Below are 20,048 nucleotides of genomic sequence, written 5' to 3'. Positions count from 1 at the left end.
AAATGATCGTGGGGGCGCATATTGCGCCCCCACGATCACGCTGTGATATCGATCAGCGGGCGGTTCCATTGGCCGCCTCCGATCGGCGCGTCGTCGAGGTGCTCTGTCAGCCAGGACATCGCCCAACGCGTCAACGTGTCCTGGTCGGGTGGCGTTGTCTCGGCGCCGAAGATGATGGCCACGCCCTTCGCTGCTTCCGGCGGTTCACCGGCGCCGAAGAACGTCATCTGGGTGTCGTCGAAGGTCACGCCCCAGACGGTTCCTCCACCGGCGAAGGCGGGTGTCACCTCCGCTCCAGAGCGGACCGCGACGTAGTCCGGTGCGCCGAGGGACTCGTCTCCGCTCAGCCGCCGCAGCAGCTGTGACGCCCGTCCGGGTTGGTCAGTGGCGGTCATCTCGGCGAGCAGGCGGGACTCCTGCGCGTTGCGCGCGGGACGGATATCGGCCTGCGCAAGGCGCGTCCGCCCGCTGTCGGTCAGGACGATGCGGCCCGTCCCCGTAGCACCGCTGTCCGGCGGGCGGGGAGCTGGTGGACGTGGGCTAGCAGGCAGCACGACAGCAGAGATCGACATGGAACCCCCTTTCTCGTCCCATCGGTCTCGAGAGTCGCAGCCTGAGTGAGAAGCCGCGTCCGGCTGACGGTGGTCAAGGGTGGCGGCATCTGCCGCTCCAGGTCCGGCTGACCAGTTCAGCAGGAGGGTGGCTCCCGGCGCCTGCTTGGTGCGACGTCACGCCGTAAGCCGAAAACGACCGCTAACGGTGGCGGTCTCAACCGATCAACGCACCGTCCGTCGGCTGGACGGTAGCGCACGCGGTCGCCAGGGATGTGGCGTGGTGCGCACGGACCAGGTATAGGTAGCGCTCCTGTGCGCTGTCCCAGCCGAGCACGCGGCGGGGTCGGGCGTTGATCCGTGCCGCGATGTCGTCGAGGTCGCGTTGGGTCAGGGTGCGCAGGTCGGCGCCCTTGGCTAGGTACTGGCGCAGCAACCGGTTGGTGTTCTCGTTCGTGCCGCGCTGCCACGGGCTGCGAGCGTCGCAGAAGTAGACCGGCATCCCGCTGGTTGTCGTCAGTTCCTGGTGCTCGGCCATCTCCCGGCCGCGGTCCCAGGTCAGCGACAGCCGGATCCAGCGCGGGATCTGCTCGAGCTCGGCCGCCAGCCGGTCTCGGACCTCGTCGGCTTTGAACCCGTCAGGCAGCCGCACCAGACGCAGGTAGCGAGTCTGCCGCTCGACGAGGGTGGCCACTGCGCTGGGCCTGCGACCCATCACCAGGTCACCCTCCCAATGGCCGGCCACCGTGCGGGTGTTGACCTCCATCGGGCGATCGTGGATTGAGGTCATGTTCCGCAGCCGGCCGCGCCCGTCAGGTCGGCGCACCATCCGCGGACGACGCATGGGGCGACCGGTGCGCAGATGCCGCGAGGCGTTGACGCCGAGCTCGCGGCGGGCCGCGACGTACACGCTGCGGTAGATCGTCTCGTGGCTGACCTGCATCGACGGGTCCGGGTAGTGGCGAGCCAGCCACGCGGCGATCTGCTGCGGCGACCAGTCCAGCTTCAGCCTCGCGCGCACCACCTCGGCCAGCGCGGCGTTCACCGCGAACTTGGTCGGCTTCGGTCGACGCGATCGCTCCTGCGCTGACGTCTCAGCATCGACCGCCCGGTATGCGGCTCGGCCGCCGTTGCGTGCCACCTCGCGCGACACAGTCGACGGCGGCCGACCCAACCCCGCAGCGATCTGCCGGCACGACAAGCCCGCCGCCAGACCCCGCGAGATCGCCTCCCTGTCCTGCACGCTCAGTCGTCTCGGATCACGACGACGCACCGGCGGACGTACCCCGCCATGAGCCACCAGCAGCCGGCGCACGACCTCCCGATGGCTCCCCGTGGCCTGCGCGATCGAGCGCAGCGACTCTCCCGCACGCCACCCCGCCCACACCCGATCCTCAACCGCTCCCACCAGCACCAACGCTCACGACCTCCCGCGCACGATCCTGCCGTGTGCGTTGATCGGTTGAGACCGCCGTCGGTTCCGGCCACCGGCGGCCGGCCACGCGACACGCCCGGGCGCAGGTGGCCGGAACTCGTGGCCTGAACCAGTGTGGCTGGCGGCCACTCATCGACGAGTTCCGTACGGTCCGGGGTCATGACCTTGCTCGGGTACGCCCGCGTCTCGGCCGACCTGCAGGTCGGCCGAGAGACCCAGGTGATCGACTAGAGGTCGACGAGGCGCCTGCGTGGGGCTCGGGCCCCAGAGTCACCCGGGCGCATGGTTGCGCTGCCACGGTTCGTGGTGTCAGCGTCGTTTTCGACCGAGCACGACGACGTGCACGGTGAGCTCAGGGGGGAGCCGGCATGCCGTACTTCTGCGTCAACAAGAACGCCCAGCCGGGCAGCAGAGACCACGAGGTCCACGACACCGCGTCGACGAAGAGGTGTCTGCCGGACCCCGTGAACCAGCTCAGCCTCGGCTACCACGCGACCTGCGCCGGGGCTGTCCAGGCGGCCAAGCTGTACTACAACGACGTCAACGGGTGCGCGCAATGCGCGCCCACCTGCCACACCACGTGATCTCGAGAGCCATCGAGGACGGAGGCGGTAGGGATGCTGGCCGGGTTCGTGGCGCCGAGTCCTTCGCCAACGACCGATCCGGCGACTGTGCTCGGATCGGGAGCGTGGTGGGCGGAATTCTGGACGTCCTCGGCGGTCGGCGGCCTCGCCGCCCTGATTGCGGCTGTGCTGGCGCTCATCGGTGTCCTGCTCAGGGCACGACATGATCGGAGGGAGGCTGAGACGGCTCGCGCCGCCGAGGAGGCCGTCGCGTTGCAGCGTCGCCAGGACGCCCTTGAGGACGCGCAGCGCCGCAGGCAGGACGAGTTGGACGACTCCGCGGCGACACACTGGTGGGCCATGTACACCTGGGCCATCGGTCACATGGTTGAACTTCGACGGGATCCCGATGCGGGGAAGGACTTCCTGGAGGCACTGTGGGTCGAGGCGACCAACAGCGTCCAGAAGAGCCTGGTGGCGGTCGCGATCGATATGCTGCTGAACGGGGAGGTGTCCACATGATCGTACGCAAGACCCCCACGGGCGAGGTCTTCACGCATCGGCGTGGCAAGGGTGCCCTCCGATTCGTAGCTGACTCACGGCGCTTGGCTGCTCGCGCCACGGGCGAGGACGCGCTCGTTGTCGTGGTGGACGAGGCTCAGGGTGAGGTGACCACGATCCCGATCATCGGACCCGGTGAGCTCCTCCGGGAGGCCATCCGGGCTCACGAGACCGCCACGCCGCTCGTTCTGCTCAGTGCACTCGACAGGGCCCCCTCGTCCCGTCCAGGCTCTGACCAAGGCGATCGTCCTGCATCGACGCACCGCGAGACGCTTGCAGAGGGGGCAGCCCATCTTGGCCGGAGCGCGAAGCCGGCGGCTTCCCGGAGCCCGTTCACGCCCGAGCAGCGAGCGGGCCTCCTGGATCTCAAGAGCCGGGTGACTGCTTCTGTCGAGCAGGAACTCAGAGCCAAGCGGGCCGAGTAGCCCCGCGAATCACGACGAGTCCCGGGTCCGCCCGATGGCGCGGTAGACGGTCGCGCGTGAGACGCCGAAGAGCTCGGCGATCTCGGCGGAGGTGTGCCCGCCGGCGGCGTGCAGGTCGACGAGGTGGCGTTCTTGGGTGGGGGAGAGCTTGGGTGCCCGGCCCTTGAGCTTGCCCTTGGCCTTGGCGATCGCTATGCCCTCGCGCGTGCGGGACCGGATGAGGTCGGCCTCGAACTCGGCGACCATGGCCAGCACGTTGAGCAGGAGTCGGCCGACGGGGTCGTGGGGGTCGTGGACGGAGGCGCCGATCTGCAGGCGCACGCCGGCGGCGGTGAGCTCGTCGACGATGTCGTGCGCGTCGCGGATGGACCGGGCGAGGCGGTCGAGTTTGGTGACCACGAGGGTGTCGCCGGTGCGGGTCGCGGCCAGGGCCTGGCGCAGTCCGGGGCGGTCGCGGTTCGTGCCGGTCATGCCCTGGTCGACGTAGACCCGGCCCGGGGGTACGCCTATGGCCTCGAGGGCGGTGCGTTGGGCGGTCAGGTCCTGGGCCGCGGTCGAGCACCGCGCGTACCCGATGAGCGTGGCGGTCACGGCCCTGAGTGTCGCAGATAGGCCACCGTCACCGGGCACTTTCGCGGGCGGGCCTACTGAGACACCGCGTGCCCGATGCTGACGCGGGCGGGCGAGGCCGGCGTGGGTGTCTCGGTAGGGGATCGTCTGTGGGACGTGGGTTAGGGAGGGCACGGTTCGCGGCGGGGCCTGGACGGGCGAGCGCCGGCACTGATCGGGGAGCGCCCGCCGGGCCGCGCAGCCGGGCCCGGCGGGCGTCGCCGCGTCACGCCACGGACGGCACCGGGGTCGGCACGGTCATGGGGCGTGCGGCGATGTGGCCCTGGCCCGCGACGTCGTGCGCGAGGCGGACGACGTGCGCGGAGCCGTCGGGCTCGACCTCGACGGTGGTGACCGAGGCGTTGGGCAGCGGCACGAGGCCGACGGGTGCGATGGTGGCGAGCCAGGCGCCGAGCGCGAGCCCGTGCCCGACCACCAGCGCGTGGCCGTCGGCGTGGGTGTCGGCGATGCGGGCGAAGGCCTCGCGGGTGCGGCGCATGAACCCGTCGGCGGGCTCGCCGCCGGGCAGGCCGGGGTGCGTGCCGGCGAGCACGTCGCGCACCAGGTCGGACCACGGCACGACCGCGTCGAGCGTGGACTCCGGGCGGCGCTCGTAGGTGCCGAAGTGGTACTCGCGCAGGTCGCGGTCGGTGCGCAGGCGCAGGTCGGGGTGGTGCCGCAGGATCTCGACGGCCGTGGCGACGGCGCGCCCGGACGGGGAGGACCACGCGGCGGTGAACGGGACGGTGGCCAGGTGGGCGGCGGTGCGGCGCACGCCGTCGCGGCCGTCGCGGGTCAGCGGGGAGTCGGAGTGGCCCTGCAGGATGCGGCGCGCGTTGAAGTGGGTGCGCCCGTGCCGCACGAGCGTCAGTGTGAGGGTCATCGGTGCCCTTTCGTGTCGTCGGTCGTGGCGACGCTAGGGCGCGGACGTGTCGTGCGGACGACGGGCGTGTGACAGGTCGGCGACGGCACCGCGGCACGCCGGGTGAACCTCGCCGGCGTGCCCGGGGGAGGGGCGTCCCGGCGCGCGGGCGAAGTTGAGCGGAATAGACTCAACTTCGGAACCCGTTGGGTCCGAGGACAGACATCGCACGACGTGCGGCACCCGACGGCCGCACAGGGAGGTTCACGTGGACGCGAAGCTCACCACCCGCTCGCAGGCAGCGCTCGGCGACGCCATCCAGTCGGCCGGCGCCGCAGGCAACCCCCAGCTCGAGCCCGCGCACCTGCTCGACGCGCTGCTGCGCCAGGACGGCGGTGTCGCCAACGGCCTGCTCGACGCCGTCGGCGCCGACCGCGGCGCCCTCGGCCGCCAGGTCCGCGGCATCCTCGTGAACCTGCCCTCGTCGACCGGCAGCACCGTCAGCCGGCCCGTCGTGTCCCGCTCCATGGAGGGCGTCATCGACGCCGCCGGCGCCGAGGCCCGCACCCTCGGCGACGACTACGTCTCCACCGAGCACCTGCTGCTCGGCCTCGCCGCCGGGCAGACCGGCGTCGCCGACGCCCTGCGCGCCGCCGGCGCGTCCCGCGACGCGCTGCTCGCGGCCCTGCCCACCGTCCGCGGCGACGCCCGCGTCACCAGCCCCAACCCCGAGGGCACGTACAAGGCCCTCGAGCAGTACGGCGTCGACCTGACGCAGCGCGCCCGGGAGGGGCGCCTCGACCCCGTCATCGGCCGCGACGCCGAGATCCGCCGCGTCGTGCAGGTGCTCTCGCGCCGCACCAAGAACAACCCCGTCCTCATCGGCGAGCCCGGCGTCGGCAAGACCGCCGTCGTCGAGGGCCTCGCCCAGCGCATCGTCGCCGGCGACGTCCCCGAGTCCCTGCGCGGCAAGACCCTCGTCTCCCTCGACCTCGCGTCGATGGTCGCCGGCGCCAAGTACCGCGGCGAGTTCGAGGAGCGCCTCAAGGCCGTCCTCGCCGAGATCACCGCCTCCGACGGCCAGGTCGTCACCTTCATCGACGAGCTGCACACCGTTGTCGGCGCCGGGGCCGGCGGCGAGGGCGCCATGGACGCCGGCAACATGCTCAAGCCCATGCTCGCCCGCGGCGAGCTCCGCCTCGTCGGCGCCACCACCCTCGACGAGTACCGCGAGCGCGTCGAGAAGGACCCCGCCCTGGAGCGCCGCTTCCAGCAGGTGTTCGTCGGCGAGCCCACCGTCGAGGACACCGTCGCGATCCTGCGCGGCCTCAAGGAGCGGTACGAGGCGCACCACAAGGTGACGATCTCCGACGCCGCGCTCGTGGCCGCCGCGACCCTGTCCGACCGGTACATCACCGGGCGCCAGCTGCCCGACAAGGCCATCGACCTCGTCGACGAGGCCGCGTCGCGCCTGCGCATGGAGCTCGACTCCTCACCCGTCGAGATCGACGAGCTCCAGCGCGCCGTCACCCGCCTGGAGATGGAGGAGGTCGTGCTCGCGGAGGCCGACGACCCCGCGTCCGTCGACCGGCTCGAGCGGCTGCGCGCCGACCTCGCCGACCGCCGCGAGGACCTCGCCGCGCTCAACGCCCGCTGGGAGAAGGAGAAGGCCGGGCACAACCGCGTCGGCGACCTGCGCGTGCGCCTCGACCAGCTGCGCGCCGACGCCGAGCGCGCCCAGCGCGACGGCGACCTCGCCACCGCGGGACGCCTGCTCTACGGCGAGATCCCGACCGTGGAGAAGGAGATCGCCGCCGCCGAGGCCTCCGAGGCGTCCGGCGCCGGGCAGGACGCCCCGCAGGGCGCGCCGATGATCGCCGAGAAGGTCGGCCCCGACGAGGTCGCCGAGGTCGTCGCCGCATGGACGGGCATCCCCGCCGGCCGGCTGCTGGAGGGCGAGACCGCCAAGCTGCTGCGCATGGAGGAGGTCCTCGGCGGCCGGCTCATCGGGCAGTCCACCGCCGTCGCCGCCGTGTCCGACGCGGTGCGCCGTGCCCGCGCGGGCGTCGCCGACCCCGACCGGCCCACCGGCTCGTTCCTGTTCCTCGGGCCCACCGGCGTCGGCAAGACCGAGCTGGCCAAGGCGCTCGCGGACTTCCTCTTCGACGACGAGCGGGCGATGGTCCGCATCGACATGAGCGAGTACGGCGAGAAGCACTCCGTGGCGCGGCTGGTCGGGGCGCCCCCCGGGTACGTCGGGTACGAGGAGGGCGGTCAGCTCACCGAGGCCGTGCGGCGCCGGCCGTACTCGGTGGTGCTGCTCGACGAGGTCGAGAAGGCCCACCCCGAGGTGTTCGACGTGCTGCTGCAGGTGCTCGACGACGGGCGGCTCACCGACGGGCAGGGGCGCACGGTCGACTTCCGCAACGTGATCCTCGTGCTCACGTCGAACCTCGGCTCGCAGTTCCTCGTGGACCCGCTGCTGGACGAGCCGTCGAAGCGGGACGCGGTGATGGGCGCGGTGCGGGCGGCGTTCAAGCCGGAGTTCCTCAACCGGCTCGACGACGTCGTGCTGTTCGACGCCCTGAGCCTGGAGGAGATCGGCCACGTCGTGGAGCTGCAGGTCGCGGCGCTCGCGCGGCGTCTGGCCGACCGGCGCCTGGCGCTCGACGTCTCGCCCGGCGCCCGCGAGTGGCTCGCGATCGAGGGGTACGACCCCGCGTACGGGGCCCGGCCGCTGCGCCGGCTCGTGCAGAAGGAGATCGGCGACCGGCTGGCGCGCGCGCTGCTCGCGGGCGAGGTCCGCGACGGCGACACCGTGCACGTCGACCTCGCCGACGGCGGGCTGTCGGTGCGCGCGACGCGCTGAGGGACGCGCCGGAGGCTGTGCGCGGCGCGGGCGGGCGTGTGAGCATCGTGCAGGTGCACCCCGCCCTCGCCGCGCCCCTCCCGTCCGCCGTCCTGACGTCGCTGCCCGCGTCGACCGGCAGCCCCGAGCTCACCGGTCTCGCCGGGTGGGTGGTCTCCGTCATCGAGGCCCTCGGCCCGGTGGGCGTGGGCCTGCTGGTCGCGCTGGAGAACCTGTTCCCGCCGATCCCGTCCGAGGTCGTGCTGCCCGTCGCGGGCTACGTGGCGTCGCAGGGCGGCATGCACGTGGGCTGGGCCATGGCTGCGGCGACGATCGGGGCCCTCGTCGGTGCGCTCGCGCTGTACGGCATCGGCGCCGCCGTCGGTCGCGTGCGCATCCGTCGCTGGATCGACCGGATGCCGCTCATGGAGGTCGAGGACCTCGACAAGGCCGAGGCCTGGTTCGCCCGGCACGGCGGCGCCGCGGTCCTCATCGGCCGGTGCGTGCCGATCGTCCGCAGCCTCATCTCGATCCCCGCGGGCATCGAGCGCATGCCGGTCGCCACGTTCGTGGTGTTCACGGCGATCGGCTCGGCCGTGTGGAACGGCGGGCTGGTGCTGGCCGGGTACCTGCTGGGCGCGCAGTGGGAGGACGTCGGGCACTACTCCGACATCCTCAACTACGTCGTCTACGCGGTGATCGTCGTGGTGGTCGTGCACTTCGTGTGGAGCCGGACGGGGTCGCGCGCGGAGCGTCGGCGTGCGGCCCGCGAGCAGGCCGCCCCGGAGGCCTGACGGCCCGGTACCGCTGCCCCGCGCCCCGGTCAGGGGGCCGGGGTCGCGGTCCCGTCCGTGAACGAGCCGGTCACCGGCGCCGGCGGCACCGCCAGGCACAGGCCCGTGCGGTCGCCGCGGCGCCAGCCGGCCTCGGTGGGGGCCCAGGTCACCAGCGTCACGCCCGCGGCGCGCTCGTCGTCGGTCAGCGTGCAGCCCTGCGCCACGCGGCTGTCGGCCGCGTCCTGGCCGCCCCAGACCGCGGCGGGGGAGAACTGGAACGTCGAGACGACCTGCGCGGCGTGCGGCTCCGCGCACGGCACCACCCGGACCCGCTCGACCGGCCCGTCCGCGGGCAGCTCCGCCAGGCACGAGCCCGTGACGAGCTGCTGCACGTGCGCGTCGCGCGGTGCGTCGACGTCGGCGGCCAGCGGTCGCTGCTGGGCGACGGTCGTCGCGACGGCGAACCCTGCGCCCACGAGCGCCAGGGTCCAGAACGCACCGAGCGCGACGCCCGCCACCGCCATGCCGCGACCGCGCGTGCCCGCGCGGCGCGTGCGGACCATCCCGGCGACGCCCAGCGCCAGGGCCGCCGGGCCGAGGGCCAGCAGCCCCGTGACCAGGGCGGCGATCGCGGTCGGCTCGTGCGGCGGTGCCGGCGGCTGCCACCCCGGTGCGCGGTGCTCGGCCGCATACGGGTCGTCCAGCGCGGGGGCCCCGGTGTCCCAGCCCGACGCCGAGACCGGCTCGGGGGTGCGCGGGGCCGGGCCGCCCGGCGGCGGGGGAGCGGTCGGGTCCTCGGACGGGCTCATGACGGCAACCTAGACCAGCACGGCCCGCGCGGGCGCCGACGCGTCCCGGTCGGGGCGACGCCGCCGGGTGGGCCGGCCGGCGCGGTCAGTCCGCCAGGTCGAGGACCACCGGCACGTGGTCCGACGGCTGCTTGCCCTTGCGCTCCTGGCGCTCGATCGTCACGCCCTGCACGCGGGCGGCCAGCGCGGGCGTGGCGTACGTGAGGTCGATGCGCATGCCCTGGTTCTTGGGGAACCGCAGCTGCTGGTAGTCCCAGTACGTGTACGTGTGCTCGGCGGGCACGTGCTCGCGCGAGACCTCCGTCCACCCGGCGTGCGCGAACGCCGCGAACGCCTCCCGCTCGGCGGGGGTCACGTGCGTGCGGCCGGCGAAGAAGTCCACGTCCCACACGTCGGTGTCGAGCGGGGCGATGTTCCAGTCGCCCACCAGCGCGGTCTGCGCCTGCGGGTCCGCCTCCAGCCAGCCCGCGGCCGCGTCGCGCAGCGCGCCCAGCCACGCCAGCTTGTACGCGTAGTGCGGGTCGTCGATCTCGCGCCCGTTCGGCACGTACAGGCTCCACACCCGCACCCCGCCGCACGTGGCGCCCAGCGCGCGCGCCTCGGCCGCGGCCGGCTCGCCCCACGTCGGCATGCCGGGGAAGCCGACCTCGACGTCCTGCACCCCGACCCGGGACAGGATCGCGACCCCGTTCCACTGCGAGAACCCGTGCGTGACGACCTCGTACCCGAGCGCCTCGAACGGCTCGCGCGGGAACGCCGCGTCCTTGACCTTGGTCTCCTGCAGCGCGAGGACGTCGACGCCCGTGCGCTCGAGGAAGGCCACGGCACGGTCGGTGCGGGCCCGGATCGAGTTGATGTTCCACGTGGCGACGCGCATGGTGCCGAAGGCTACCCGGCGGGTCCGACCACCCCCCGACCACGCCCCGACCGGTGTCCGGTTCGTCCGAATCAGTGATCTGCGCCTCCGACCATGGACGACGTGCGGCGCGCGGGCTACCTTTCACGCGCGAGCCGTCACCCGGCACGGGAACGGCCCCCTGCCGCCCACCCTCGGGCCGTGCCCGCGCACCCCTCACCTGGCACGACACCGCGGAGGACCCCGATGGCGCCGGATCTGCACGGCCGGCACGTGCTCGTCACCGGAGGCGCGAGCGGGATCGGTCGCGCCGTCGTCCTGCGGCTCGCGCGCGCCGGCGCCGACGTCGCGTTCACGCACCTGACCCACGACCCGGCACCCGTCGTCGACGCGGTGCACCGCCTGGGCCGGCGCGCGGCCGCCGTGCAGCTCGACGCCCGGCACAGCTGGGACGTCGACACCGCGGTCCGGCAGGCGGCCGACGCGCTCGGCGGGCGGGTCGACGTGCTCGTCAACAACGTCGGCGGCCTCGTCGAGCGCCGGTCGCTCGTCGACACCGACGACACCCTCTGGCACCGCGTGCTCGACCTCAACCTCTCGTCCGTGTTCTACGCGACACGCGCGACGCTGCGCCTCATGCCCGACGGCGGCCGCGTCGTCACCGTCGGCGCGCAGGCCGCGATCAGCGGCGGCGGCACCGGGTCCGTCCCGTACGTCACCGCCAAGGCGGCGCTCGAGGGCTTCACCCGGGCGCTGGCCCGCGAGCTCGGACCGCGGCGCATCACGGTCAACGCCGTCGCCCCCGGCTTCGTCACCAGCACCCCGTTCCACGCCACGCACACCCCCGAGCCCGCACAGCGGGCCGCCGTCGCGGGCACCGCCCTCGGGCGCGCCGGGCAGCCCGACGACGTCGCCGAGGCCGTCGCGTACCTCGCCTCCGACGCTGCGGCGTTCGTCACCGGCGCCGTCCTCGACGTCAACGGCGGGGCCGGCTTCCGCTGACCCCCTCCGGGCGCCCGCGGACGCGACGACGCCCGGGCGCCTGCGCGGCACCCGGGCGTCGTCGTGCAGGAGGCGTCAGCGCACGTCGTCGTCGACCCAGTCGAACGTCCGCGTGACGGCCTTCTTCCACAGCCGGTACTGCCGGTCGCGCTCGGCGGTGTCCATCGAGGGCTCCCAGCGCTTGTCCTCGGCCCAGTTGTCGATGACGTCCTGCTCGCCCGACCAGTAGCCCACGGCGATGCCCGCGGCGTACGCGGCCCCCAGCGCCGTGGTCTCGGCGACCTTCGGACGGATCACCGGCACGCCGAGGATGTCGGCCTGGAACTGCATGAGCGCCTCGTTGGCGACCATGCCGCCGTCGACCTTGAGCTCGGTGAGGTCCACGCCGGAGTCCGCGTTCATCGCGTCGAGCACCTCGCGCGTCTGGAAGGCCGTGGCCTCCAGCGCCGCCCGGGCGATGTGCCCCTTGTTGACGTACCGGGTCAGGCCCACGAGCGCGCCGCGCGCGTCCGAGCGCCAGTACGGGGCGAACAGGCCCGAGAACGCCGGCACGAAGTACGCGCCGCCGTTGTCCTCGACCGTGGCGGCCAGCGCCTCGATCTCCGGTGCGGAGGAGATGATGCCGAGGTTGTCGCGCAGCCACTGCACCAGCGACCCCGTCACCGCGATCGACCCCTCGAGCGCGTACACCGCGTCCTGGTCGCCGATCTTGTACGCGACCGTCGTCAGCAGGCCGTTCTTGCTCGGCACCGGCTCCGTGCCGGTGTTGATGAGCATGAAGTTGCCCGTGCCGTACGTGTTCTTCGCGTTGCCGACCTCGAAGCACGCCTGCCCGAACGTCGCCGCCTGCTGGTCCCCGAGGATCCCCGCGATCGGCACCCCGGCGAGCAGCCCGCGGCCGCGGCCCTGGCCGTACACCTCGGACGACGAGCGGATCTCGGGGAGCATCGACAGCGGGATCTTCATCTCCGCGGCGATCTCCTCGTCCCACGTGAGCGAGGCGACGTCCATGAGCATGGTCCGCGACGCGTTGGTCACGTCGGTGACGTGGACGCCGCCGTCCGGCCCGCCCGTCATGTTCCACAGCAGCCACGCGTCGGTGTTGCCGAACGCCAGGTGACCGGCCTCGGCCTTCTCGCGCGCACCCTCGACGTTGTCGAGGATCCAGCGCACCTTGGGCCCGGAGAAGTACGTCGCCAGCGGCAGGCCCACCTTCGCCTTGTACCGCTCCGCGCCCCCGCCGAGGGCCGCGAGCTCGTCGCAGATCTTCTGCGTGCGCGTGTCCTGCCAGACGATCGCGTGGTAGACGGGCTCGCCCGTGCGACGGTCCCACACCACGGCGGTCTCGCGCTGGTTGGTGATCCCGACGGCGGCGATGTCGGTGTTCTGCAGGCTGGCGCGCCCGAGCGCCTGCCCGACGACCTCGCGCACGTTCGTCCAGATCTCCGTCGCGTCGTGCTCGACCCACCCCGCCTGGGGGAAGATCTGCTCGTGCTCCTTCTGACCGGTGGAGACGATCTGACCGGCGTGGTCGAAGATGATCGCGCGCGAGCTGGTGGTGCCCTGGTCGATCGCCATCACGTACTTGTCGGACATGGGTGTGCCTCCTGGAGGGGGCCCGACGTCGGGCCCGGGGCGGGGTGGGACGGGGTCAGGACGGTCAGGGGTCAGACGAGGTAGACGCCGGCGAGGAGGCCGGCGAGGATGCCGCCGACCGCGGGCCCGGCGACGGGGACCCACGCGTAGGCCCAGTCGCTGGAGCCCTTGCCCGTGATGGGCAGCAGCGCGTGCGCCAGGCGGGGGCCGAAGTCACGGGCGGGGTTGATGGCGTACCCGGTGGGGCCACCGAGGCTGGCGCCGATACCGACGACGAGCAGCGCGACCGCGAGCGGTCCCAGCTCGGCAGGCGTCTTGGCGAACGCCAGGACGACGAAGACCAGCACGAACGTGCCGATGACCTCGGTGACGAAGTTCCAGCCGTACGAGCGCAGCGCGGGGCCGGTGGAGAACACGGCGAGCTTGGTGCCCGGGTCGGCGTCCTCGTCGAAGTGCTTCTTGTACGCCAGGAACGCGAGCGTCGACCCGATGGCCGCACCGGCGACCTGGGCGACGACGTAGAGCACGCCGTTCGCGGCGGTCACGGGCACGCCCGCGGCGAACTCCTCGGCGCCGCTGGCCCAGATGCCCAGCGTCACCGCGGGGTTGAGGTGCGCACCGGACTTGTAGGACGCGTAGACGCCCGCGAACACCGCGAGCCCCCACCCGAAGTTGATGAGCAGCCACCCACCGCCGAAGCCCTTGGTCTTCGGGAGGATGACGTTGGCGACGACACCGGCACCGAGCAGGAGCAGCATGGCGGTGCCGACGAACTCGGAGACGAGCACATCGGCGATCGAGTAGTCCACGGTCGACCTCTTTCGTTGACGTCGTTGTCACGGGTGCCCGTCGGCGGACCGGCGGGCTCGGTCAGTGCGTGTTCCGGTGGTGCACCGGCGGCCGGGTCCGGCGGAGACCCGGCCGCCGGGGTCTCAGGTGCCGGCCGGGCCGGACGCCCCGCGGCCCGCCGGGGAGCCGGGCTTGGTGCCCGCGTCGGCGCTGCCGCCCAGCGGCAGCAGCGGAGCGAGGTCGGGCGCCGCCAGACGGACCCGCTCGGCGGACGCGTCGTCGGTCTCGAGCGCCGCGGCGTCCTCGGCGGCGCAGCGGGCCCGGTACGCCTCGATCTCCGCGGCCCGGGTCTGCTCGTCCCAGCCGAGCACGGGGCCGACGAGGTCCGCGATCTCCTCCAGCGCGCCCACGCCCTTGTCGGCCTGCTCGTAGTTCAGGCGCGTGCGGTGCATCATCACGTCGTCCAGGTGCAGCGCACCCTCGTGCGTGACGGCGTACAGCACTTCGGCGCCGATGTACGCCGGGGCGTGCTGCAGCGGCTCGGCCAGCTCGGGGCGCTCGTCGACGAGGTCCGTCAGCTCGTGCAGCAGCGAGCCGTACCGGTGCAGCAGGTGGTCCATGCGCGGGCGGTCCCACCCGTACCGCGCGGCGATCGCGCGCGCCTGGCGCTGCACGACCTTGAGGCCCTCGGCGCCCACCAGCGGCACGTCGGTCGTGATCGACGGCAGCACGGTCGCGCGGGACCCGATCGCGAAGTCGACGGCGTCCTTGGCCATCACCCGGTAGGTCGTCAGCTTGCCGCCGGCGATCACTGTCAGGCCCGGCGTCGGGGACGCGACCGTGTGCTCGCGGGAGACCTTCGCCGACGACGTGCCGGCCTTGGTGCCCGGCTGCAGCAGGGGCCGCAGCCCCGCCCAGGTGCCGATGACGTCCTCGCGGGTCAGCGGCCGCGCCAGCACCTGGTTGGCGTGCTCGATGACGTAGTCGATGTCCGCGCTGGTCGCCACGGGGTGCGTGAGCTCCTGCTCCCACGGGGTGTCGGTCGTGCCGATCACCCAGTAGCGCGACCACGGGATGATGAACAGCACCGACTTCTCGGTCTGCAGGATCAGGCCGGTGTTGCCCTCGATCCGGCTGCGCGGCACCACGATGTGGATGCCCTTGGACGCCAGCACCCGCAGCCCGCCCTCGGTGCCGGCGAGCTGCTCGGTCTCCTCGGTCCACACCCCGGTCGCGTTGATGACCGCGCGGGCCCGCACGTCGATGTGCTCGCCCGTCTCCAGGTCCACGACCTCGGCGCCGGTGACCGCGCCGCCGCTCGTGGTGTGCAGCTGCACGACCTGCGTGCGCGACGCGGCGTGCGCGCCGTAGCTCGCGGCCGTGCGCGTCAGCGTCGAGACGAGGCGGGCGTCGTCGACGCTCGCGTCCCAGTACCGCACCGCGCCGATCGCGGCGTCGTGGCGCAGGTCGGGGAAGAGCCGCTCCATGCCCTTGCGCGACAGGTGCTTGTGCATGGGCATCGCGCGCCGGGTGCCGGAGACGCTCGCGAGCGTGTCGTACAGCGCCACGCCCGCGCCCACGTACGCGCGCTCCCAGACCCGGTTCTCCAGCGGGTACAGGAAGCTCACGGGCTTGACCAGGTGCGGGGCGAGGCGCGTGATGAGCAGGTCGCGCTCCGTGAGGGCCTCGCGCACCAGGTGGAAGTCGAGCATCTGCAGGTAGCGCAGCCCGCCGTGCACGAGCTTGCTCGACCGGCTCGACGTGCCCGCGCCCCAGTCCTGCGCCTCGACGACGGCCGTCGACAGGCCACGGGTCACGGCGTCGAGCGCGATGCCCGCCCCGGTGACTCCGCCGCCGACGACGAGGACGTCGAGCTCGCTGTCGCGGCCGGAGCTGCGTCGCAGGGCCTCGAGCGCGTCCTGCCGGGCCTGCACGGTCAGGGGTGCGGTCCTCATGGGGCGTTCCTCCGGGCGTTCGGTCGACGCGGCACACCGGGGCGTGCAGCGGTGCTGTGCGGTGGTGCAAGCAGGTCGGGTGCCAGGTGCCGGCGCTCTGGTCGCCCGACCTGGACGGCCTCGCTATGGTCATCACGGTCCGAACGGACGCGCAACTTCAGTGCACGAACGTGCACGGGGTTGAGGCTCGGGTGACCATGGGATGGTCCGTCGGAGGGGAGCCCTGGGGTGTTCGTCGAACGAGAGCAGGACGTGCTGCGCGCCGCGTCGATGTACTACCTGCAGGACCTCAAGATGGAGGTCATCGCCCGCCACCTCGGCACGTCCCGCTCGACCGTGTCGCGGCTGCTGAAGAAGGCCCGCGAGACCGGGCTGGTGGAGATCACCCTGCGCCCCGCGAGCACGCGTGCACCCGGGCTCGGCCGGTCCATCTCGTCCGCGTTCGGCATCGAGACGTACGTCGTGCCGGTGCCCGACCACGCCGGCTCCGTCGAGCGCCTCGACCAGGTCGCCATGACCGCCGCCCGGCTCCTCGGCTCCTGGTTCGACTCCGACATGGTCCTCGGCGTCGCCTGGGGCACGACCCTGGCCGCCGTCTCCCGCTACCTCGCGCCCAAGCCGACGCGCGGCGCCGCCGTCGTCCAGCTCAACGGCGCCGCGAACATGCGCACCTCCGGCGTCGAGTACGCCAGCGACCTCATCTCCTCGTTCGGGTCCGCGTTCGGCGCCGCCGTGCACCACTTCTCCGTGCCGGCCTTCTTCGACTACCCCGACACCAAGGCCGCCATGTGGCGCGAGCGGTCCGTGCGCCGCGTGCTCGACATGCAGCGCCGCGCCGACATCGCCGTGTTCTCCGTCGGGGCCGTCGCCGGCGCCGTGCCCTCGCACGTGTACTCCGCCGGGTACCTCGACGAGGCCGACGTGCGGCACCTGCACGCCGAGGGCGTCGTCGGCGACGTCTGCACCGTCTTCCTGCGCGCCGACGGCTCGTGGCGCGACGTCTCCCTCAACGGCCGCGCCACCGGCCCCACCCCCGCCGAGCTGCAGCGCGTGCCGCGGCGCATGTGCGTCGTCGCCGGCGACAACAAGGTCGCGCCGCTGCTGGCGGCCCTGCGCGCCCACCTGGTCACCGACCTCGTGGTCGACGAGGTCACCGCCACCGCGCTCGTCGAGGCCGCACCCGGACGCCCGCACCCGCGGGCACGGACGGCGCGCACGTCCTGAACCGCCCGGACCGTAGGTTGGACCCGTGAGCAGCCCCGCACCGGTCGACGTGCGACCCGCCGTGCCCGCCGACGTGCGGGCGATCCACGCGCTCGTCGAGCCCTACGCCGCCGAGCGCATCCTGCTGGCCAAGGAGTGGGTCGGCTACTACGAGGCCGTCCAGGAGTTCCTCGTCGCGCAGGCCCCCGAGGACGGGGCCGTCGTGGGGTGCGGCGCGCTGCACGTCATGTGGGAGGACCTCGCCGAGATCCGCACCCTCGCCGTCGCACCGTCCTGGCGCGGGCGCGCCGTCGGGCACGTGCTCGTCGACGCCCTGCTCGACCGGGCACGGGCGCTCGGCCTGCGCCGGGTGTTCTGCCTGACGTTCGAGGTCGACTTCTTCGCCCGGCACGGCTTCGAGGTCATCGAGGGCACGCCCGTCTCGCACGAGGTCTACGCCGAGCTGCTGCGCTCGCACGACGACGGCGTCGCGGAGTTCCTCGACCTGGCCCGGGTGAAGCCCAACACGCTCGGCAACACGCGGATGCTGGTGCACCTCGACCGCTGACCGGGCCGGCGCCCCGCGAGGGAGCGGTCAGCGGTCGAGGCGTGCCCGGCGCCCCCGCCGACGTCAGGGTGCCGCGCGCCGCGCCGCGGTGGCCGCCGCCCCGGCGATCACGTCCGCGGTCTCGCGCGGGAGCGACCACATGGGCCAGTGGCCCGTCGGCACGTCGACCCAGGTGACGTCCCGCAGCTCGGCGAGCCCGCCCACCCACGCGTACCCCGCCTCGACCGCCTCGCGCACCTGCTCCGACGAGTACGACGTGCACAGCACGACCGTCGGCACCACGCGGCGTGCGTCGTCCGCCAGCCGGGGCGCCTCGCGGATCACTCCGCCCGGCTGCGGCACGGCGCGCGCGCGGAACCGCTCGAGGTGCTCGGGCGTCAGCCCGTCGATGCTGTTGCCGTCCTCGACCAGCGCGTCCCACGCGGGCAGGGGCAGCTCCACGCCGTCGAACGTCGGGTCGAGCGCACCGTTGCCCGGTCCCGAGTCGACGTAGACGGCCGCGGCCACGAGCCCCGGCACCCGGTCCGTCGCCGCGTAGCCCGGCACCCCCGCACCGCTGTGCACCGCGAGGACCACCGGCCGCCCCGCCGCCCGGACCGCGTCGACGACCGCGTCGACGTGGTCCGCGAGGTGCACGTCCGCGCGGTCCTCCTCGACGGACCCCAGGCCCGGCAGCGTCACCGCGTGCACCTCCAGACCGTCCGCGCGCAGCAGGGACGCGACCTCGTCCCACGCCCACGCCCCGAGCCAGAACCCCGCGACCAGGACGACCGGCGGCCGCCCGTCCGCGCCGGGACCCGCCTCCGCTCCTGCCCCCGTGCCCGTGCCCGTGCCCTTGCCCGTGCTCATGCGGCCACCCCCTCGTCGTCCCGTCGTCGGTGCGACGCTACGACCGGCCGCCCACAGCGGCACCCGCGGCACCGAGCCTGAGACGCCGAGCCTCAGCCCGGCAGGCGGTACGTCGGCGGGTCGTCCACCGACGCCGCGGGCACGCGCTCCACGAGCCCGTCCGCGACCAGCCCGTCCACGCACCGCGCGACCTGCCCGGCGTCCTGCCAGACCGCGTCCACCGCCGCCGCCGGCACCGGGCCGAGGGCCTCCCGCAGCAGCGCCATCACGCGCCCCCGCACCTGCCGGTCCGTGCCCGCCCACGCCTGGGTGCGCCGTCGGTGCGCGTGCACGTCGCCCGGGCGGCCCGCCGCCAGCCATCGGCACCGGTCCTGCACCGGGCAGGCGTCGCACCGCGGCGCCCGCGCCGTGCACACCAGCGCCCCCAGCTCCATCGACGCCGCCGCCCACCGGGCCGCCGTCGCGTCGTCGTCCGGCACGTACCCCGCCGCCAGCCGCGTCTCCGCGGCCGTCTGCGTCGGCGCCGGCAGGGCCTCGCCCGCGACGGTGCGCGCCAGCACGCGCCGCACGTTCGTGTCGAGCACCACCGAACGCCGTCCGTACGCGAACGCGAGGACGGCGGCCGCCGTGTACGCCCCGACCCCGGGCAGCGCGAGCAGCTCCGCCTCCGTCGACGGCAGCACGCCGCCGTGCCGCTCCACGACCGTGCGCGCGCACTCCTGCAGCCGCAGGGCCCGCCGCGGGTAGCCGAGCCGGTCCCAGGCGCGCAGCACGTCCGCGGTCGACGCCTCCGCGAGATCGACCGGGCCCGGCCAGCGCTGCATCCACGCCCGCCACGCCGGCTCGACGCGGACGACCGGGGTCTGCTGGAGCATCACCTCGCTGACGAGCACGCCCCACGGCGTGCGGTCGGCGGCACGCCACGGCAGGTCCCGCGCGTGCTCGGAGAACCAGGCCAGCACGGGTGCGCGCAGGTCGTGGGGCGCGGGCGGGGCGTCGGGGAGGAGCACGCCTCATCGTGCCCCACCCGTCGGACCCGGTGCCCACCCCCTGGTGCCGGCGCGCGCCCCGGCCCCCCGGCCTCGTACCGTTGTCGCCGCACGCCCACCCACCTGCGCGACGGAGGACCGATGGACGACCGGCACGACCCGCGGCCCGCCCGCCGCCTGCCGGCCCGCGTCTACTGGGTCCGTCGCCTCGTGGTCCTCGGGCTGCCGTTGCTGCTCGTGGGGATCCTGGTCGGCTGGCTGGTGGGCCGCGGCGGCGGCACGCCGGTGGCCACCGGGTCGCCCACCAGCACCCCGACGGGGTCGGCACCCGCCACACCCACCGACGCGGGCACCACCGACGCCCCCGACGGCGGCGTCGAGGACTGCGCGGACCCGGCGCTGATCGTCGCCATCGAGCCGACGGCGGGGGCCTTCGGCGCGGGCGAGGAGCCGACCTTCGAGGTGACCCTGACCAACACCGGTGCCGACCCGTGCCTCGTCGACGCCGGCGAGGCGGCCCGCACGATCGTCGTGACGTCCGGCGACGACCGCGTGTGGTCCAACCGCGACTGCCTCGGCGAGGACGTGCCCGAGCGCACGCTCCTGCTGGCCGGGGACCAGTCCGACGTCACCACGTTCACGTGGACGCGGGTCCGCTCGGCGGAGGGCTGCCCGGACGGCCTGCCGGAGCCCGGTGCGGGCTCCTACGCGATCGGCCTGGAGGTGCAGGGCGTCGAGGCCCCGGGCGCGACCTTCGGCCTGGGCTGACCCGCCCCGGACGTCCCGGTCAGGTCAGGCGTCC

At 73.8% G+C, this 20,048-nt stretch carries 19 protein-coding genes; 8 read left to right on the top strand and 11 right to left on the bottom strand.

Annotated features, from left to right (window positions below; all coding sequences use genetic code 11):
• Positions 1 to 35 precede the first annotated feature (35 nt).
• Entirely contained in the window at positions 36 to 572 is a 537-nt protein-coding gene (locus FBY24_RS04245) for a hypothetical protein (RefSeq protein WP_142158349.1), read from the bottom strand.
• Between the two features lie 196 nt (positions 573 to 768).
• Complete coding sequence (locus FBY24_RS04240) at positions 769 to 1,965, bottom strand: IS30 family transposase (RefSeq protein WP_255432215.1); 1,197 nt, start codon at positions 1,963 to 1,965, stop codon at positions 769 to 771.
• Between the two features lie 389 nt (positions 1,966 to 2,354).
• On the opposite strand from FBY24_RS04240, the gene FBY24_RS04235 reads away from it, so the two are divergent.
• Both FBY24_RS04235 and FBY24_RS04230 read left to right on the top strand, forming a co-directional pair.
• Complete coding sequence (locus FBY24_RS04235) at positions 2,355 to 2,570, top strand: hypothetical protein (RefSeq protein ID WP_142158347.1); 216 nt, start codon at positions 2,355 to 2,357, stop codon at positions 2,568 to 2,570.
• Between the two features lie 33 nt (positions 2,571 to 2,603).
• Positions 2,604 to 3,071, top strand: coding sequence for a hypothetical protein (locus FBY24_RS04230; protein WP_142158345.1), 468 nt, complete (start codon positions 2,604 to 2,606; stop codon positions 3,069 to 3,071).
• 473 nt (positions 3,072 to 3,544) lie between these two features.
• On the opposite strand, the gene FBY24_RS04225 is transcribed toward FBY24_RS04230, so the two are convergent.
• Together FBY24_RS04225 and FBY24_RS04220 are read right to left on the bottom strand one after the other, a co-directional pair.
• Positions 3,545 to 4,126: a recombinase family protein gene (locus tag FBY24_RS04225; RefSeq protein ID WP_142158343.1), complete on the bottom strand. Its 582-nt coding sequence runs from the start codon at positions 4,124 to 4,126 to the stop codon at positions 3,545 to 3,547.
• 244 nt (positions 4,127 to 4,370) lie between these two features.
• Complete coding sequence (locus FBY24_RS04220; protein WP_142158341.1) at positions 4,371 to 5,027, bottom strand: histidine phosphatase family protein; 657 nt, start codon at positions 5,025 to 5,027, stop codon at positions 4,371 to 4,373.
• A gap of 247 nt (positions 5,028 to 5,274) precedes the next feature.
• Between FBY24_RS04220 and clpB the strand changes: the two genes are divergently transcribed.
• Entirely contained in the window at positions 5,275 to 7,875 is a 2,601-nt protein-coding gene (clpB, locus tag FBY24_RS04215) for an ATP-dependent chaperone ClpB (protein WP_142158339.1), read from the top strand.
• Between the two features lie 38 nt (positions 7,876 to 7,913).
• Positions 7,914 to 8,648 carry a DedA family protein gene (locus FBY24_RS04210; protein WP_255432214.1) on the top strand — a complete coding sequence of 245 codons (735 nt, stop codon included), beginning with the start codon at positions 7,914 to 7,916 and terminating at the stop codon, positions 8,646 to 8,648.
• A gap of 29 nt (positions 8,649 to 8,677) precedes the next feature.
• Here the strand turns inward: FBY24_RS04210 and FBY24_RS04205 are convergent, their stop codons facing one another.
• Both FBY24_RS04205 and FBY24_RS04200 read right to left on the bottom strand, forming a co-directional pair.
• Positions 8,678 to 9,439: a DUF4190 domain-containing protein gene (locus FBY24_RS04205; protein WP_142158337.1), complete on the bottom strand. Its 762-nt coding sequence runs from the start codon at positions 9,437 to 9,439 to the stop codon at positions 8,678 to 8,680.
• Positions 9,440 to 9,524: 85 nt separating this feature from the next.
• Positions 9,525 to 10,316, bottom strand: a complete 792-nt coding sequence (locus FBY24_RS04200) for an exodeoxyribonuclease III (protein ID WP_142158335.1) — start codon at positions 10,314 to 10,316, stop codon at positions 9,525 to 9,527.
• Between the two features lie 225 nt (positions 10,317 to 10,541).
• Between FBY24_RS04200 and FBY24_RS04195 the strand changes: the two genes are divergently transcribed.
• Positions 10,542 to 11,297, top strand: coding sequence for an SDR family NAD(P)-dependent oxidoreductase (locus FBY24_RS04195; RefSeq protein ID WP_142158333.1), 756 nt, complete (start codon positions 10,542 to 10,544; stop codon positions 11,295 to 11,297).
• Between the two features lie 75 nt (positions 11,298 to 11,372).
• Here the strand turns inward: FBY24_RS04195 and glpK are convergent, their stop codons facing one another.
• The 3 genes from glpK to FBY24_RS04180 form a co-directional block, all read right to left on the bottom strand.
• Positions 11,373 to 12,893 carry a glycerol kinase GlpK gene (glpK, locus tag FBY24_RS04190; RefSeq protein WP_142158331.1) on the bottom strand — a complete coding sequence of 507 codons (1,521 nt, stop codon included), beginning with the start codon at positions 12,891 to 12,893 and terminating at the stop codon, positions 11,373 to 11,375.
• Positions 12,894 to 12,964: 71 nt separating this feature from the next.
• Entirely contained in the window at positions 12,965 to 13,651 is a 687-nt protein-coding gene (locus tag FBY24_RS04185) for an MIP/aquaporin family protein (protein WP_370511021.1), read from the bottom strand.
• A gap of 174 nt (positions 13,652 to 13,825) precedes the next feature.
• A complete protein-coding gene (locus FBY24_RS04180; protein ID WP_142158327.1) occupies positions 13,826 to 15,637 on the bottom strand; it encodes a glycerol-3-phosphate dehydrogenase/oxidase in 1,812 nt (603 codons plus the stop codon).
• Positions 15,638 to 15,865: 228 nt separating this feature from the next.
• On the opposite strand from FBY24_RS04180, the gene FBY24_RS04175 reads away from it, so the two are divergent.
• Together FBY24_RS04175 and FBY24_RS04170 are read left to right on the top strand one after the other, a co-directional pair.
• A complete protein-coding gene (locus FBY24_RS04175; RefSeq protein WP_142158325.1) occupies positions 15,866 to 16,861 on the top strand; it encodes a sugar-binding transcriptional regulator in 996 nt (331 codons plus the stop codon).
• Between the two features lie 25 nt (positions 16,862 to 16,886).
• A complete protein-coding gene (locus FBY24_RS04170; RefSeq protein WP_142158323.1) occupies positions 16,887 to 17,408 on the top strand; it encodes an amino-acid N-acetyltransferase in 522 nt (173 codons plus the stop codon).
• A gap of 63 nt (positions 17,409 to 17,471) precedes the next feature.
• On the opposite strand, the gene FBY24_RS04165 is transcribed toward FBY24_RS04170, so the two are convergent.
• A complete protein-coding gene (locus tag FBY24_RS04165) occupies positions 17,472 to 18,257 on the bottom strand; it encodes an alpha/beta fold hydrolase (RefSeq protein WP_160158419.1) in 786 nt (261 codons plus the stop codon).
• A 92-nt stretch (positions 18,258 to 18,349) separates the two neighbouring features.
• Positions 18,350 to 19,267 carry an A/G-specific adenine glycosylase gene (locus FBY24_RS04160; protein WP_304515635.1) on the bottom strand — a complete coding sequence of 306 codons (918 nt, stop codon included), beginning with the start codon at positions 19,265 to 19,267 and terminating at the stop codon, positions 18,350 to 18,352.
• 120 nt (positions 19,268 to 19,387) lie between these two features.
• Here FBY24_RS04160 and FBY24_RS04155 point away from each other — a divergent pair, with 120 nt between their 5' ends.
• Positions 19,388 to 20,014 (top strand): hypothetical protein, encoded by a 627-nt coding sequence (locus FBY24_RS04155; protein ID WP_142158321.1) that lies wholly within the window; start codon positions 19,388 to 19,390, stop codon positions 20,012 to 20,014.
• Positions 20,015 to 20,048 lie beyond the last annotated feature (34 nt).

This window comes from Cellulomonas sp. SLBN-39 (genome assembly GCF_006715865.1).
Taxonomy (GTDB): Bacteria; Actinomycetota; Actinomycetes; order Actinomycetales; family Cellulomonadaceae; genus Cellulomonas.
The sequence above is the reverse complement of the archived record's forward strand: the minus strand, read 5'-3'. Positions and strand labels throughout refer to the sequence as shown.